This is a genomic window from Melissococcus plutonius ATCC 35311, from assembly GCF_000270185.1.
Classification (GTDB): Bacteria; Bacillota; Bacilli; order Lactobacillales; family Enterococcaceae; genus Melissococcus; species Melissococcus plutonius.
Genome location: NC_015516.1, coordinates 74,746 through 91,262, shown reverse-complemented (window position 1 = coordinate 91,262; position 16,517 = coordinate 74,746). Strand labels below are relative to the sequence as shown.

12 protein-coding genes and 1 pseudogene are annotated in these 16,517 nt (G+C 28.4%); 4 read left to right on the top strand and 9 right to left on the bottom strand.

Going from position 1 to position 16,517, the window contains the following annotated elements:
• Positions 1-1,045: 1,045 nt before the first annotated feature.
• From MPTP_RS00375 to MPTP_RS00350, 5 genes and pseudogenes are all read right to left on the bottom strand, one after another.
• Positions 1,046-2,203, bottom strand: a pseudogene (locus tag MPTP_RS00375) (glycerate kinase).
• A gap of 1,424 nt (positions 2,204-3,627) precedes the next feature.
• A complete protein-coding gene (locus MPTP_RS00370) occupies positions 3,628-4,458 on the bottom strand; it encodes a DUF6681 family protein (RefSeq protein WP_231849645.1) in 831 nt (276 codons plus the stop codon).
• A 27-nt stretch (positions 4,459-4,485) separates the two neighbouring features.
• Positions 4,486-4,968: a hypothetical protein gene (locus MPTP_RS00360; protein ID WP_231849644.1), complete on the bottom strand. Its 483-nt coding sequence runs from the start codon at positions 4,966-4,968 to the stop codon at positions 4,486-4,488.
• A 498-nt stretch (positions 4,969-5,466) separates the two neighbouring features.
• Entirely contained in the window at positions 5,467-6,783 is a 1,317-nt protein-coding gene (locus MPTP_RS00355) for a mucin-binding protein (RefSeq protein WP_080580418.1), read from the bottom strand.
• A 174-nt stretch (positions 6,784-6,957) separates the two neighbouring features.
• On the bottom strand, positions 6,958-7,188 hold the full coding sequence (locus MPTP_RS00350) for a hypothetical protein (RefSeq protein WP_013773011.1): 231 nt from the start codon (positions 7,186-7,188) through the stop codon (positions 6,958-6,960).
• A gap of 1,416 nt (positions 7,189-8,604) precedes the next feature.
• Between MPTP_RS00350 and MPTP_RS00345 the strand changes: the two genes are divergently transcribed.
• The 4 genes from MPTP_RS00345 to MPTP_RS00330 all read left to right on the top strand — a co-directional run bounded on the left by MPTP_RS00345 (position 8,605) and on the right by MPTP_RS00330 (position 11,962).
• Positions 8,605-9,492 (top strand): ABC transporter ATP-binding protein, encoded by an 888-nt coding sequence (locus MPTP_RS00345; RefSeq protein WP_013773010.1) that lies wholly within the window; start codon positions 8,605-8,607, stop codon positions 9,490-9,492.
• The gene (locus MPTP_RS00340) at positions 9,489-10,241 is read left to right on the top strand and encodes an ABC transporter permease (RefSeq protein WP_013773009.1); all 753 of its coding nucleotides are present in this window, start codon (positions 9,489-9,491) and stop codon (positions 10,239-10,241) included. Before MPTP_RS00345 ends, MPTP_RS00340 begins: the two co-directional genes overlap by 4 nt.
• A gap of 470 nt (positions 10,242-10,711) precedes the next feature.
• Positions 10,712-11,350, top strand: coding sequence for a sensor histidine kinase (locus MPTP_RS09790; RefSeq protein ID WP_231849643.1), 639 nt, complete (start codon positions 10,712-10,714; stop codon positions 11,348-11,350).
• A gap of 6 nt (positions 11,351-11,356) precedes the next feature.
• Positions 11,357-11,962: a response regulator transcription factor gene (locus MPTP_RS00330; RefSeq protein ID WP_013773007.1), complete on the top strand. Its 606-nt coding sequence runs from the start codon at positions 11,357-11,359 to the stop codon at positions 11,960-11,962.
• Between the two features lie 446 nt (positions 11,963-12,408).
• Here MPTP_RS00330 and MPTP_RS00325 read toward each other — a convergent pair whose 3' ends face one another.
• From MPTP_RS00325 to MPTP_RS00315, 4 genes are all read right to left on the bottom strand, one after another.
• On the bottom strand, positions 12,409-13,842 hold the full coding sequence (locus tag MPTP_RS00325; RefSeq protein WP_152666555.1) for a hypothetical protein: 1,434 nt from the start codon (positions 13,840-13,842) through the stop codon (positions 12,409-12,411).
• Positions 13,790-13,918: a hypothetical protein gene (locus MPTP_RS10150; protein ID WP_013773005.1), complete on the bottom strand. Its 129-nt coding sequence runs from the start codon at positions 13,916-13,918 to the stop codon at positions 13,790-13,792. The genes MPTP_RS00325 and MPTP_RS10150 overlap by 53 nt, the downstream gene beginning before the upstream one ends.
• 10 nt (positions 13,919-13,928) lie before the next feature.
• A complete protein-coding gene (locus MPTP_RS00320; RefSeq protein WP_013773004.1) occupies positions 13,929-15,404 on the bottom strand; it encodes a DUF4874 domain-containing protein in 1,476 nt (491 codons plus the stop codon).
• Positions 15,405-15,566: 162 nt separating this feature from the next.
• Entirely contained in the window at positions 15,567-16,088 is a 522-nt protein-coding gene (locus tag MPTP_RS00315) for a hypothetical protein (RefSeq protein ID WP_145986040.1), read from the bottom strand.
• Between the last annotated feature and the right edge of the window lie 429 nt (positions 16,089-16,517).

Sequence of the window (16,517 nt, the reverse complement as noted above, 5' to 3'; positions counted from 1 at the left end):
TAAATTATTTCAGTAGATAAAATTAATTTTTTGTCTAATTTTTGTGTATTCGATTTCAATATTAAGGCTATTTAAGGGATTATCTAACTAAAAAATAAATTTTATTGTTTTATATGTAATTTGTATAAATTATTTATTACATGCAAAATATATAATTTTATTTATATTAAATTTTTTACTATGATTTTTACCTAGAGATCGTTTTCTTTGTTGTTTTGATTTATATAAATTGATTAATCACCAATTATAATCTGCTCATACTAGATTTGTTAATAACTATTATAGGTATATATTGACATCTCATTTATAAAATAGAATTTTTCAAAAAATAGATTTACATCAAAATTAATTTGAATTAATTATTCTAATGCTTTTCATGCTAGGTAGTAAGATTAGTTTTCTCGTCGTAGTAGAGTACTGAATTTTTCATAAAAACACGCAATTAATTATCTTCTCATCCTATTTTTCAAGATCATTTAATTTTAAATAGTGCACCATTTCCTACCAATTTCCGGAAATGATGCACTATTTAATTTATGTAAATAACTCACTATATTTCATAATTTCTTAATATTTAATTCGATTCCGAAATCCAGATTCCAGTTATTTATAAGAATTTTACCTAACTTTGATCTATACCTGTATGTCTTACTATTCTATGAAAATTACCTCTTGTTCAATTTTGATGAAATTCTTATTCTTTTTTAAACAACTCACTTCTGAAGTTACCTAAATATTAACAATCACTCTTATTCAATTGGGTAAATCTTCAATAAGATCAAATTTATATCGATAATTATTTTTTAACTAGTAAACTTACGATTATTTCATCAATTGAGATAAATTAAATAAAGGATAAATTTAGCAATATAGTAATAATAAATTCTTTTTTTTCAATTATGTCATGCTCATAAGATTCTTATATATCATTAATTAAGTTTTTTCATATATTAATTATTAAAAATCTAACAAATTATTTTAAACTGGATCTCTAATAAATTTTTGCCATTGTCTTTTTTGATACCTCATTTAACCAATTCTACATTCATTCTTTTTCCACTTTATTTCTTTTTCCACCCAATAAAAAAGCTCGTATTGCTGTTTCGCCCGTTGTTATTGTATGTTGTTTAACATTTTCAATCGCGTTATCTAGTGTCATTGGAGAATCGATAATTGATAAAACCAGATCAATTCCTGCTTGGTAGACCATTGTTAAATCTGAATCTCTGTTAGCTACAATTGCAATAACAGGAATATTCTTAGCTTTTGCTATCTTGGCAATTCCAATGGGTGCTTTGCCATGTACAGATTGATTATCCATTTTTCCTTCACCTGTGATAATCTAATCTACGTCTAAAATTCTTTTTTCAAAATTAAGCAGACATAATATTTCATCTATTCCATGTGTCATGGTTGCATTTGTAAATGCTAATAGCCCTGCACCTAATCCACCATCTGCTCCTGAACCGGAAGTTTGTTCAATATCTATACCTAAATCTTTTTTCAAAATAGTACTATAATTTTCTAACCATTTATCAACTTCAGCAATCATATTTTCTGGTATGCCTTTTTGTAGCCCGTAAACTGCTGCAGCACCAGTATTTCCTGTTAAGGGATTTGTGACATCTGACAAGATTTTTATTTTAATTGTCGGTATTCTTTTATCCATCTCGTTTAGAGAAATATGTGCTAGTGTTTCTAATCCCTGTACGCCGGGTTTGATTGAATTTCCTGTTGCGTCTAACATTTTAACTCCTAAAGCTTGCGCCATTCCAGCTCCACCATCTGTGGTTGCACTGCCTCCAATACCAATATAGACTACTTCAGCTCCCTTTTCTATAGCCGCTAAAAGCAATTCACCTACACCAAATGTTGAAGCACGTAATGCATTTGATTCGTTCTGCTCTATTAAGGTAATTCCACTAGCTTCAGCCATTTCAATTACAGCTGTAGATTTATCTAACATACCAAACCTTGCAGAGATCTTTCGGCCAAGTGGGTCCTGAACAATTTGCCTATATATGTTACCTTTATTTCCCTTAATTAATGAATCAAGCGTTCCTTCACCGCCATCTGCAACTGAAAGCACAGAGATATCTAAGTTTTGTGTGACATTCATCATACCAGTTTTTACCCATTCTCCTACTTCCTTACTAGTTGCACTGCCTTTGAAAGAGTCCATGGCAATGAGTATCTTATTCATTTTCATATTATTTGTTCCTCCTTAAAAATTTTGAATTTGCATCAAAATGAAATTTTCAAGAATCTTTCTATAACTATTGATTTTTTCATAACATCTAAAATTTGTTTTATTTGTCATTTTGTTAATCAATTGAGAACTATATCTTTTTTCATTAAGTTTTTCATATTTTTATTACTAATTGGTAATTCGTAAATTTAAAATGGTCGAATTGAATTTAGTACAAATTGATCTTTCAAAGCATCTATATATTCATTATTCAGGATACTAGATACAATTTCAGTAAACAGGATTAGCAGTTGAACAAATGCTCCTTTATTGTACGTGGAATAAAGTAGATTAATTGTATACTACTATCAGCTAATACGTTGAAATCAATCGTTTAAATTTCATAAATTAATTTACCAATAAAGATCTTAATCACCACCTAGATTGTTAATACCAACCATATTTTCTACTTTATGCGTCTAGCATTTAATCATTGTCATTTAGAATGAGCATCCTAGCATATTGCTCTACCATGATTGTTACAAAAAATTAACATCCTATTAGAAATGGTTTCTAGAATTAACCTAAAGAGGTTTCTAATCTCACTTCTACAATTTATTGAATATGAATTTCAAAACAGAAATACTATTAACAATAAAATAAATTATACTTATTGCTAAATCAATTGGTTTTTTATTCAAAAGGTGCCAATCTCAAAATAAATAGTGACCTATTAAATTTAGTTTTATTAACTACATTTGTGATAATTTTTCTTTTAGCAGAACTGAGTGTATTGTACTTTTTAATAGAAATAAAAATATTAATATCTAAATCCAATAATAAATCAATTATACGAATCATATAGGCCGTTTGTAACCAATTCTGTTTTTGATCCTTTTTCTTCTATTCAGTCACCTAGGGATTTATATTATCAAAAAACTATACCCTAAAGCAAAAATGAATAAAAAATCTATACAATCAATTTTGTCATTAAATATAAGAATTAATACAATGAATCATTTTTCAAAAATTTAAAAATAAAGAATTATATTTTTTAATCAATTTATTAAAAGAATGCTTAAGAGGATTCAAAGATAATCAAAGATTTAAAAAATAAATTAAATATAGTTATATAAATTAAATCTTTTTATAAAAAGTCGTTATAAATAATTAAAAATAAAGATTTATTCATAAATAAAAAAACTCGAATAATTTATTAGAAAATTACTGATAGCTAGAATTCAAAATTTATATCAGAAAAAACCAAAAATTTTGTTGACGATATAACTTATCAGTTATAATAATTTTATTTATTATTAAAAAAATTAAAAAGTTATAGTTACTGCAATTATTTTTAATCTGATCTGCCTTGTAAAATTAAAACCGATCCTCCATTAAAATGAAGAATCAGTTTTTCAATTATTTGATTGTTCTCTCAATTATACAGGTAATTTGGCAAAATAAGCGACTTGTAATTGAACTGTATAGGGTTCTTCGCCTGATTCAATACCATCATTTTTATATTTCTTGTATTTTCCTCCTACAATAGTTGCCGATTTTGCAACAATATCATAGGTTTCTCCCATTTTATCAGCCGGAACATTACCAATTTCTTTCAATCGGGCAATCTCTACTCGCTCGGTTGCATTTAACCCAATGGATAAAATTAAATCATGTCGATCAGCTCTAATGGTAAATGAAGGAATCTCAATACCAGAACCAATCTCATAAGCTATTTTTTCCGCTGTTCGCCTTTGGCCAATTTGTTTTTTTACTGCCTTTGTATTTTTTTCTGCCAAATGGTTATCTAGCATAAATTCCACTAATTGTCCTAGATCTTCCTGACTATTTACTAAATAATCCAAAGTTGTATCAAATGCTTGATAATCATCTAAATTCTGCTTGGTCTCATCATAAATAACCATTCGATCTGCATACACGCCATTTTTATTTTTTATTGCCTTTTTGTTCTGTTCATCTGGATTTTCTACCTGTGCAAATTTTTCAAAAAATGGCGTGATATCCCATTTAACATTTTTATCAAAGAAATAATAAAAGATATTTAAAATTAAAAAGTAAAGTAAAATTAAAAAAATCAATAAATATATAATACCTCTCCCTAGAGCATGGTATCGGAAAAATTTAAGTGTTAAATACCCAATATAACCGGTCGTAAAAATACCTAAAATGATATGTAGTCGACTTTTTACTTTTATTTTTAAGTTAAAATAACTTAAAAAATGATTTAGTCCATCTAATAATGTAAACATCTGACTAATATTCACCTGCCTTTTATGCTAATTTTGTCCACTTTGAATAGTAGTGTTTGCCCTTTGAGTAGGTTGTTTATCCGTATTATCAGCAGCTGGATAAGGTGCTGTTGTTGGTTCTTCCTGATTTCTATCATTTACACTTGGTTCATCATTGCCCTTATTTTCTGCGCTTTGTTCTTCCCTGTTTCTGTTATCTGTACTGGACGTTGATTCTGTTTGATCTTTTGATTCTAGATTTGACGTATTACTTGTATTTTCATCCATTGTTTCATCTATGGATGAAGTAGTTGAGGTAGCAGAATTGTTGATAGATTCTGTTGTTTCTGTTTGATCTTTGCCTTTTTCCTCATCTTTACTATTTATTACAGATGAAGTTGACGGTGTTGATATATTTTCTTTTTTCAATCCATAGGTAGGACTGCTATTTACAATTGTCGTCGTAGTACCTAGCACTAATCCTATAGAAACAATAGCCACCGGTGTAATAATAGGAGGTATTTTTTTCATCATACTAACCTTCTTTCATCGCCTATTATAATAGATTTGATTTATTTACTAAGAATGTCAAAAAGTTAATTCAAATAAATCATCCTAGCTTTTTAACTTTTATTTTAATCATTATTTATGAATAAAACAGAGGGGCAGGAAGGATCTTATTAAAATTTTAATCTTCCTTATATCGTTTAATGTCTTTCTCAAGTGATTATATTCAACATAAAAAAAGTTCAATAATTAACCTATTTATAAAAATATTCTGAATGAATATTAGAAAAATATTGAAGAAGATGGGTGCTACTGTTAAAACTATTCAGGTAGAATTAAAAAGAATCAACAACCTAGTTGATGAGGGAGTGAAAAGATTATGGATAACTAAATCATTTTTAATTTAACTATGGAAAATAGTACTCGGTAAGGAAACAAGAACAAGGATTAATTTTTATCAAAAATTTGTATTAAGATATCTTGTTTTTAACTTCTTTTAAATCGAAGAAAAAATGATGACTTTTAATTAGTCCTTTTTCTTTTTGAAATAACCCATGCAGCTGCTGTAAGCATTAATACACCAAAACCACTTGAAGCAACAATTTTAGAAATTTTTTCACCAGTCATAGGTAATTTTTTAGTAGCAGTATTTCCTTTGTTAGCAAAATGATTTTTCTTAGGATCACCTGCTTTATGATATCCTAGATTGGCATGTTTTTGATTATTATTTTTATTGGTATTTATTCCTTTGTTGCTCTTTCCACCGTTGGTTGTTCCTTGGTTGTTGCCACCGTTATTGGTTGTTCCTTGGTTATTGTTACCATTATTTTCTTTTCCATCAGTTACTTTTGTATATAGTTCTGTTACTACTACATCTTTATCGGTTACCTTAACAGGCATTGCCTTGATCATTTTATTTTTATGAGTATAACCTTCTATATCAGATAATTTAAAATCATCAAATTTAGCATGTGTAGTTTCCCAATCTGTATAGGTTGTTTTTCCAGTCATTTGATCAGTGGTAGCAGTTCGGGTAAAGTGAACTGTTTGGATTTCTTCCTTAAATACCTTACCATCTTTGACTAAATCAATTGTACGAGTAATATCCTTAGTTTCAGTGTTTGTTACGCCTGGTATTGTTTCATCATAATAAAAGTTTACAATTTGGTCATCTAATTTACCAATACCTGTCCAAACATATTTGTTACCTTCCTGGGTAGTTCCTTCTTGTAAACGTCTTGTATTCAATTTGAAATTCTTGAATGCTTCAGGAATAGTATAGGAAATATCTTCACCAATTTTTGGTGTCTTTTCAATTGAACGAATAATTTTTCCTGTAATATTATCCACTAAGTTAAAAGTAATTGTTCCTTGTTCAGCTTCATCATAATAGAAGTTTACAGTTTGATCATCTAATTTACCGACACCTCTCCAGATGAAATTTTCACCTTCTTGTGCAGCACCTATTGGTAAACGTTTTGCATTTATTTTAAAATGTTTGAATGAGTCTGGTGCTGCATAAGAAACATCTTCACCAATTTTAGGCGTTTTTTCTGTTGTACGAATAATTTTTCCTGTAGCATTATCTACTAAATTAAAAGTAATCGTTCCTTCTTTTACCTCACCATAATAAAAAGTAATCGTTTGTTTTTCTGCTGTACATACACCATTCCAAACAAAGTTATCCCCATTTTGTTCTGTTCCTTTTGGTAAGCGTTTTGCATCTAGGGTTAATTTTTTACTTTCTTGAGGAATACTGTAAGTCACAGCTTCTCCAACTTTACCTTCAATTGGTTTACTTGCAAACACTTGTCCAGTCGTTGTATCTACATATTGAATGGTAACTGTACTAGTTTATGTTTGAACATCAGTTGTTGCTTGTTGTGCTTCAGATTGTTTACTTGGTACTGGTGAAGAAGCTATAGTGCTATTTTGTTTAGTCGAAGCAGCTGAATCAGCTCGAGTAGCTGCAGTGCTACCTTGAGTAGCTTTAGCATTATCGTTTTGAGCAACTTAGGTAGCTGGAGTATTACTACTTGAAGCAGCAGAAGTTGTTGTAGTACTATTTTGAGTTGCTTCTGAAGTCTTTATATCTGTACCATTGCTTACCGCAAATGCCGTAATTGCTGGTCCGGCAACTCCTGCTAAAACAAGTCCACACATTAATACGTGTGTTGATCTTTTAACATTTTTTGTTGCATTTGTAATTATTTTTCTACCTTGTTCTCTCTTTTTATCTAACATCTTAATTTTCCTTTCTTTTTGAGCATAATTTATAACGATTTATTTTTAGATTATCTAGTAGATATGTGTAATACATCACAATCAAAAGTGGACTTATATCCGTCCCAAAAAGATAACTATCGCGTCTATCTTGCATAAATAATACCTTTCTGATTAAAATTTTGTTCCATTCATTCAACAAATTTATAGTAATTAAAAATAAAAACCAATTCGTTAAAATTAATAAATTAGTCACCATCAGAGTTAGTTATTTTATTTATTTAACTAAGTAGTAAAAATATTTATTCAACAAAAATAAAATTCATTCTATCTTTAATTGATTCTTCAATAAACATAAATTATTATTTAATGTTAGTTTTTTTAATCTCTATGTTATTTCACCTATTGAAATTATTGCCAAACAATTTTAAATAAAATGTAATATGTCTTTAAAATTTTTTAAAATCAAAATTCAATCTTCAGGTATATTGATTAGTTATCTTTTGATTATTCACAATGTAAACCCTATCTTTTTTGATTAATTAAAAAATAAATTATATATAATAATTAATTATTTTTGTTTTAAGTTAAGTGAACGAATCAATTAATCAAAAATCAAATAAGTAATTTTTAATTTGTTATTATTATCTAATTTAAATAATATTATTAATTTCTATAAATAGTATATATCAGTTAATATACACTTGCAACATAAAAAAACAAATTATATTTATAATTTGTTAGCAATACTTTTTAAATATATCTATTATTTTAAAACCTATACTTTTAGTAAAATTAGATAAAAATTGTTATAAAAAATCCTTATTTAGAAAAGATTTATATAAATTCTGTTTATTTTAAATTTAATATTTTTGCCTAGTTTAGTGAATATAAACAAGCTATATTTATATTAATAAAAAAGATTCTAGGGGTAATTGCAGTAGCAAAATAACCAAAATTTATCATAAGGAATAATATTGTTTTGTTCAAATTCAAAACTTCTAACTATTTTTATCTAATATATTTATTTTACTTATTTTACTTATTTTTTAATGTTATTACGTCATATTGTAAATGTAATATAGAAATCAACATAGGATTATTATTATTTATCAAGATTTTGTTAATATTCTCTAGTAAAAATTTTATATATTAAAAATCTATATAATATATATAGTAATGTATAATTAATGAAAATTTTCATATGATTTTTCTAGAGCAATGAATCCTTTATGTTTAGATAATTTTTTACTATTAATAATTATTAATAAAATATCAATACCTTAATTTTTAGATGAGAGTTTATGAAAGATTCTAATAATTATAATGATTATCAATATAAAAATAAGTGATAATTGTCATATCAAGATAATGACAATTGTGACTGTTTCACCTTTATTATTTATACTATGATTGGTTAAATAGGAGGGAAGAAAAATGAATCAAGTCATCTTAGAAGTAGAAAATCTTTCTAAAAGCTATAAAGATAAAAAAATTTTAGATCATATCTCTTTTAAAATAAAAAAGGGAGAAATTATTGCCTTATTGGGAGTAAATGGATCTGGAAAATCCACACTAATTAATATTCTAAATCAATTGATAGTTAAAAATGAAGGAACCATCTCGCTTTTTGGTAAACGTATCATTAAAGAAAGTCGTGAAAAAATTGGTGTGATGCTTCAACATGATTTTTCCTTAAATAAAATCAAAGTTAACGAATTATTGAGACTAGTTAGAAGTTATTATAAAACACCACTTGCTTATCAAACATTATTACAATTAGCAAATTTACAAGAAGAAGAGAATAGCTATATGACTCACTTATCAGGTGGCCAGAGAAGACGATTAAATTTTGCTATAGCTATGGCAGGAGATCCACAGTTGATATTTTTAGATGAACCAACTGCTGGGATGGACAGTTATAGTAGGAAATTGTTCTGGCAAACCATCGAGGAATTCAAACAAGCCGGTAAAACTTTTTTTGTTACCAGTCATTATTTAGAAGAATTAGATAGTATTTCTGATCATGTTCTGATCTTAAAAAACACTAAATTAGTCTACGATGGTAGTTTACAAGAATTAAGACAACAAAAGGGTAATTTTATAATTAAATTTACTACAAAATTACCAAGAGCAATTTTTGAAGATTTTTCTGCTGTGAAAAAAATTTGGTTAAATCAAGATCACTATCAACTGATAACAGAGGAACCAAATATTTTGTTTGCAGACTTAAATCCCTATGTCAAAAGTTTAAACGAGCTGACCGTTGAACTAAGTTCATTAGAATCGTTCATTTATGAAATCAACAAGGAGACTAACAAATGAGAAATTTTCTATTTCAAATAAAAATTAACTATACTAGAATCATCTTCCGAAATATCCGATTTTTGCTGTTTAGTATTGCAATGCCTAGTGGTTTTTATTTATTATTTACTCAGGTAATGACCAAGGGAATGTCTTCTGCTATCTTAACAACTTGGAATACAGACTACCTCATCAGCATGGTTGTTTATAGTACGTTGATTAGTTCAATTTTTACTGTATCGAATACTTTATTGGATGATCATGAGCATCATTTCGACTTATTTGTTGCTTTAAGTCCAATTTCTAAATTGCAATATTATTCATCAATGATCGTTGTTTTCCTCTCTCTAACTATGGTTTCAACATTGGTTCTAGAAATCATTGCTAATTTTGGAAATCACGTAGCGATTGATTTTTCTACTTTGATTTTTCTTTTGATCTTCATTCCAATTTTATCGTTGCCATTATTTTTGATTGGAATTATGCTATCATTAATTGGATCAGGTAATGTTATTAATCTAATCAGTAATTTAATTGTTTTTCCAATGGCTATTTTAAGTGGTTTATGGTGGCCGTTAACTATGATGCCTACCTGGATGCAAAAAATTGGTAAGATTTTACCAACCTATCATATCGCCGAATGCTTAAAAATTTTCATTCATAAGCAAAATTTCAATGGACTAAATTTAGGCATACTATTACTTTGGTTGATTATTTTGCTTGGCAGTCTCAAAATCTTAACCATTTATCGAGAAAAAAGTGAGGCTTAATTTGATGAATTTCCTGAAATAACATATTTTATTTCCAGCAAGATTTGGTTTTATTCCCTATTTTTGGTTAGTATTTCTTTTCCCAGTCGTCATTCAACTTTTCTCACTTGATACATCAATTAAGTGGCTTTTCTTCATACTCCTAGTTATTTTTCTAAAGGCTTATCGAGATGGATATGAAGTACAAAAATATTTATCCGTTGATATAGTAATTCAATCAATCGTTGCTTGTCTTTTCGGTATTTTTCAATATAATAGTTACCTATTTATTTTTACAGCATGGGAAATCGGTTTTTTACCAATTACAAAAAGAATATTCTACAAATACCTAACAATCTATTATTTATGTAGTGCGGTTAGTTTAGCTAGTGTTCTTTTAACAACAAGAATAAGAGATGGAGCCTTTTTTGTAGGGATTTCTATCGCTTTCATTATGGCTCTTTCAACCCCACTAGCAGCAAAAGCACTCAGTGAATCCAATCGAAAAATATATCGTTTGGATAAACAAAACAGGCGATTGGAAACGATTATACGGCAAAATGAAAGAGAACGAATTGCTCGAGATTTACATGATAACCCTAGGGCAGGCTTTCTCAATCATTACTTTAAAATCAGAATTAGCTGAAAAGTTATTAGATCATGACTTAAAACAGACTAAAAATGAGTTAAAAGATATTGCCGATACTTCTAGAAAAAATTTGACACTTGTTCGTAGTATTGTTGCAAATTTACAAGAAAGAACACTTGCTGAAACAATGCTAGAAGAAGAAAAGAATCTTCAAATTGCTAATATTTTGTTACTATCATCAGGTGAGTTGGAAACAGAAATTTGGCCAATCGACATTCAAAACACATTATCAGCTGTAATCAAAGAAGCAGTAACAAATATCATTCGTCATAGTCAGGCAACGTTAACTGAGATTCATTTTTCGGAGAGTCACATTAATTACCTAACAATGATTAAAGATAATGGTAAGGGATTTCATGTAATTAAGGAAGGTACCTATGGTCTTTCTGGAATGAGAACAAGGGTAACAGCTAAAAAAGGAACAATCCAAATCAATTCTAGACAAGGGACAATGATTACAATAACTTTTTCTAAGGAGTAAGATGAAATGGTTCGAATATATTTAGCAGAAGATCAAGAATTATTAAATACAGCGTTAAAAATGATTTTAAATTTAGAAGAAGATTTTGAAGTTATTGGCTCAGCAACGGATGGAAAGACAGCTTTTGTCGATATTATTCGATTAAAACCCGATATCGTTTTACTTGATATTGAGACGCCTGAGATGACTGGTTTGGAAATTGCTCGTCAAATTCAGCTTATGAATTTAGATATTAAGATTGTTATTTTGACAACTTTTGCACAAGAAAGTTATTTTAAGCAAGCTATTCAAAGTCAGGTCAACGGCTATATGTTAAAAGATAGTCCAAGCGATGAATTGATCCGTTCTCTTTACTCTATTCTGGCTGGAGATACGATTTTTTCTCATGAATTGGTATCACAATCTTTTGTCACTTGTAAAAATCCACTAACTGATAGGGAAATTGAAATTTTAAATCTATTAAAAAAAGGGGCGAATACAAAGCAAATAGCTGAAAATTTATTCTTAAGTAATGGTACTGTACGTAATTATATTTCTGCTATTTTAAACAAAACAGGTACAAAATCACGTATTGAAGCAATCAATCTAGCAAATGAACAAGGTTGGATTTAAATAAGCCAGTTGAATACTGTTATTTTCTTAAATTATCTAATTTTGATTATTCATATTCTATTCATAAATAAATTCAAAAAAACATTCTCCAAAAAATTGGAAAATGCTTTTTACATTACTTCAACGATTGATATATCTTGCATCAGCAAAACTTTTACTTAATTCGATCTTACTTCACCAATCAAGCAAATCCAAATAACAAGTATAAAATAATTTTTACAAGATAGGTCTTTTTTAATGCCACGTTTAATCTAAACTATAGTTTCAGGTATTTAATAGATAATTGTTCATTAAAATTTGCGGGATTCTTACTTAGAATTTTCCAAAAAGCAAGTATAAAGAAAATTAGACTGAATAGTATTCAAACAGATCGTCTATTTTTCTAGTTCTCCATGAATAAATTTCTGTCTTTAATTGAAATTAATAGTTATTGTTTAATTAATAAATTATTTTATTTTTCCAATAAAGCTAACTTCATTGATTGCAACAGATTTTTGTTTAACAATCATGCGAATTTTTGATGTTTCAATTTTATCTATTGGTAAATTCATTCCAGCAAATACATCTTCTGTGTCTCTCCAAGTACCTTTTCCTTGATAAATGGTTTGCCATTGTCCATTTTGATAAGCCTGAAATTCAATTTCTTTCATCGGTTGATAATTAGCATCACAATTTAATAAGATACCTTGTAAATCAATTTGCTTATTTTTGAAATCAAACTCAATCATCCCATTTGAGTTATCATTAACTTTAGTAAATTCACTTGTTGTTGCTAACTGATGATCAATTAAATTTTCTTTTTGTCCAAATGTAGTAGATAAATTTTGCAATGAAACTTGTGGTGTTGTTTCTGGATTTAATGGATTTCTTTTCTGATAAAACGCAAGCAATTGTTCATCTGTTGATTTCACTAGCACATCTAATTCGTTTGCTGTTAGGTTTTCATCTAACTTTCCTTTTAATTTTTCTCCTAATGCTGCTAGTTGATCAACGTCTGCCTGCTGAAATTCACCATAGTTATTTCCAATCAAACCATAATTTTTAATTGTTTCGATATTTTTAACTCGTTTTAATAGTTCAGCTTGGGAATTAATCACTTTTCCCATGGGGCATACCAATCGCATATTTAATTTATTACTCCAAGTTTTATAGGCACTATTGATTTTAATACGGAATTTTTTAGTAATTACTACCTGTTTTAATTGAACAAATAGTTCTTCTTCTTTTTGCAAGCCAGATTGCGTTTTCCATGGTAATTCTGTTGCTGGTAAGGCGGATTTCCATTTTCCATTTTCATAGTATTCTACCGATAAATTTTTGATGGCTTGATTTTTAGGAAACCAGCCAATCAACCGAATTTTATTTAAATAAACAAGACCATCATAATTATATTGAATAAAGGTATCAGCTTCATCATAATTCTTTTTTGGCATAAAATCTATATCTGCTGAATTAGGATTCTCTACTAAATAATTGAGTTTTCCATTCATTAAATTCAAATTGGTCAGATCTATTGAACTTGGGATTGGATCATTATTCTTTTGCAAAATGGTTGGTGAAAATTCATGCATACAGATCTTATCACTCCAAGCATGATTAGCTTTTACTATAACAAGTCTAAAACTCTTTGCCTGTATAGGTTCAGAAATACCCAAATTTAAAGTTTCAGGCCCTTTGTGTTGTTCTAACCAATCTACCTGATAGGAATGCTCTGCATCTTTCCATTCTTCACCTGCTAGATATTGAATCTTATACTCAAAAATTCCTTGTTGGTTCGGCCACCAACCTGTTAGCTTCACACCTACCATATCTACTGACCTAGCATAATCAAATTGAAAATAAGCGGATATTATGGTAAGTAATTGAAGGTTGCAATTCATCTGCAAAAACCTGCTCGCCTATAAAAAACAAACAAGTCATTAAACTCGCAAATAATAGTATTCTTAGTTTTTTCATCGTTTTCCTCCTATAAACCTTTAATATTATTTACCAATATGTTAAAACCATTTTCAAATGTTATATCATTACTTAAACGATTTCCCAATTTATCTTTCTGCCTATTCTTCAAATGTACAGCTATTTTACTCGCTTTCTTCAATTCACTTGAAGAAAAACTTATAGTTTGTTCCACATCTTGCATCGATTGGAGCTTGTCTTTACTTACGAATTCTTTCTGAGCAGTTTGATGATTGTTTTCATCCAGCAATACGACATAGACACCATCTAAAGCGAGTGGGGCTGCAAAGCCATAATTCTTCATTTTTAGAGAAACATTTAATTGATTATTTTTAATATTATAGGAACCTGATTCAACTGCTATTCTATAGCCTAAATATTGTTTGATATATTCAAAAAGAGACCTAGGAATATTATTTCCATTTTGATCGATAAACCATTCTGGCTGGTAAGGTAGTCCGTTTTTTTCTAATACTCGTTGATTTACAAACTCAGATTGCCAATTAACCATTGAATAAGGTTTATCCTTGCCACCTTCTGTATAATTATGTGTAATGCTTAATGAAGTAAAATGTTGTTCTGCCAATCTTTTAGCCATCAACAATCCATTAATGCCATCTCCTGAAACATAGGTTGCATTGGCCGATCCCCAAATCATTTCACCATCGATGAGAAGATTTTTTGACTCTTCTGTCATTTGCTTCCAATCCGCACTATTAGGATTTGAACCAGCTGTATTCCAACCATGGGGAACACCAATCAAGAAATCATCATGGTACCCGGCACGATTCCAATTCTCACTATTTTTTTCAATATTATTATTTTTAATATTCAAATATCTGACTTGAATTTGTAGATCTTTTGGTGTTTTATCTAATAAGGTAGTTAGTATTTGCTTTTCATTCATACGACTTCTGGCACCTGAATCCCATTCTCCCCAAGTACCAATAAATCCTGCTTGTAGTACTGTAATCTGATTCCGATGTTTACTAATCCAAGGTGCCAATTGATCAATATGACTGACAACCTGGTTTGTTTTTGGTTCTTGTGCTAAAACATTGCTATCATCCCAAATATAGGCAAATCGTAAAACTGCTTTTATACCTTTTTTCGCTAAAAGATCAAAATACTTATTCATATTTTCAATTGCTGCATCATCTAGAGGTTTATCTTTATAACCGGTTAAATAAAGATATACTTGAGCTAACTGTGGTTTATCTGTGTTGTATTTTTTCATTGCATTTTCTAATTGTTGTGCAGCCGTAATGTTTGAATCTCCCCATAAGCTTTTTCCTGTGCGAACATCCATATTTAATTCCAATCTTAAGCCACGATCAGAATTATCTGCCAATAAAGTATCATAATCGCCAGATAATTGAGGTACATTAATAATTTGTTTTGATGTTCCTTCACCTCTGACAGCTATTCCTAACAAACAAAAGAAAAGAATTGAAAAAAAGAGACCAATTTTATATAACTTCTTCATCTATTTCCCTCCAAAAATTTTATAAAATAGTAAAATAATTTCTTCTATTCCCATCATTAATGAAACAACTATAAGAATTTTTCTTTAGTTTCACTAAAATTCAGGATTAAATATAACTTTGTAAAATTACAAATTTTGAACAGATGTTTCATTTATAGCTCATCAAAACAATAAAAATACATCCTCTATCTTTTTCCCATTTTTACGAATTATGTGAAGATAAATAATACTTAATCGTATAGTAAAATTAGAATCATAGTTTTTTAAAACGAGACAGACCCTTATCTGTTCAATTTCTTTAATAACTGTTTTAAACTTATAATTCCAATCATTTTTTGAATGATTATTAGTAAATTCATCATAAGAAAATATTTCGTCTATATTCGGACAGGTAGATTGAATGAACGATCTATTATTCATTAAATTTTTTGAAGAGATTTTTTCTTTTTGCCAATTTTCTAATGATAAAGTCCATCTGTATTTATCTTTAGTTATTTTTTTTATCTTATCTTTAGATAAATTGCTAGGTATCAACCCATTCATCCAAATTTTCTTTAAAAAATCTTGTTTTTTTAATCTTTTATAGAAACTTGATAAACTTAATGAAATAACATCCTCTTTAAACAACCGCTTACAAATTATTATTTGTCCAATATTATTTTGTTTTAGAGCAATTCTATTCACCCATTCAATTATTTCTTTGTCAATGAATTGAATTGAAAATAGCCTGTTCAAAACACATCTTTTAGCTAAGGGTTCAGTTTTTTTTATTGTAAGTCACCTCGATAATTTATCTATTAAAAAATTTTTAAATTTAATAATTCAATTTATAAATCACTTTTTAGTTTTCGTTTTTATATTTGAATAGATGATAGCTGAAACAAATACTACCTATCGAAATATGATTTTCTTTGTATTTAGTTCTTCTATTAACGTTTCTATGTAGGTAAGATTAATTGGATCTAAATATTTATTTCTATCACCTATAAAACAAGAATAATACGACGCTAACTTAGAATAAGCTAATCCACGAGTTTTATGATTTTCTAGCATTTTTTATTTTTTATTACTGTTAATACTGCAATATGTATTTCTTATTCAATAGAACTAAAT

Excerpts from the sequence above, each read along its gene's own strand:
- MPTP_RS00370 (WP_231849645.1), bottom strand. The coding sequence starts at position 4,458 with ATGTTTACATTATTAGATGGACTAAATCATTTTTTAAGTTATTTTAAC.
- MPTP_RS00360 (WP_231849644.1), bottom strand. The coding sequence starts at position 4,968 with ATGAAAAAAATACCTCCTATTATTACACCGGTGGCTATTGTTTCTATA.
- MPTP_RS00350 (WP_013773011.1), bottom strand. The coding sequence starts at position 7,188 with ATGTTAGATAAAAAGAGAGAACAAGGTAGAAAAATAATTACAAATGCA.
- MPTP_RS00345 (WP_013773010.1), top strand. The coding sequence starts at position 8,605 with ATGAATCAAGTCATCTTAGAAGTAGAAAATCTTTCTAAAAGCTATAAA.
- MPTP_RS00340 (WP_013773009.1), top strand. The coding sequence starts at position 9,489 with ATGAGAAATTTTCTATTTCAAATAAAAATTAACTATACTAGAATCATC.
- MPTP_RS00330 (WP_013773007.1), top strand. The coding sequence starts at position 11,357 with ATGGTTCGAATATATTTAGCAGAAGATCAAGAATTATTAAATACAGCG.
- MPTP_RS00325 (WP_152666555.1), bottom strand. The coding sequence starts at position 13,842 with ATGAATTGCAACCTTCAATTACTTACCATAATATCCGCTTATTTTCAA.
- MPTP_RS10150 (WP_013773005.1), bottom strand. The coding sequence starts at position 13,918 with ATGAAAAAACTAAGAATACTATTATTTGCGAGTTTAATGACTTGTTTG.
- MPTP_RS00320 (WP_013773004.1), bottom strand. The coding sequence starts at position 15,404 with ATGAAGAAGTTATATAAAATTGGTCTCTTTTTTTCAATTCTTTTCTTT.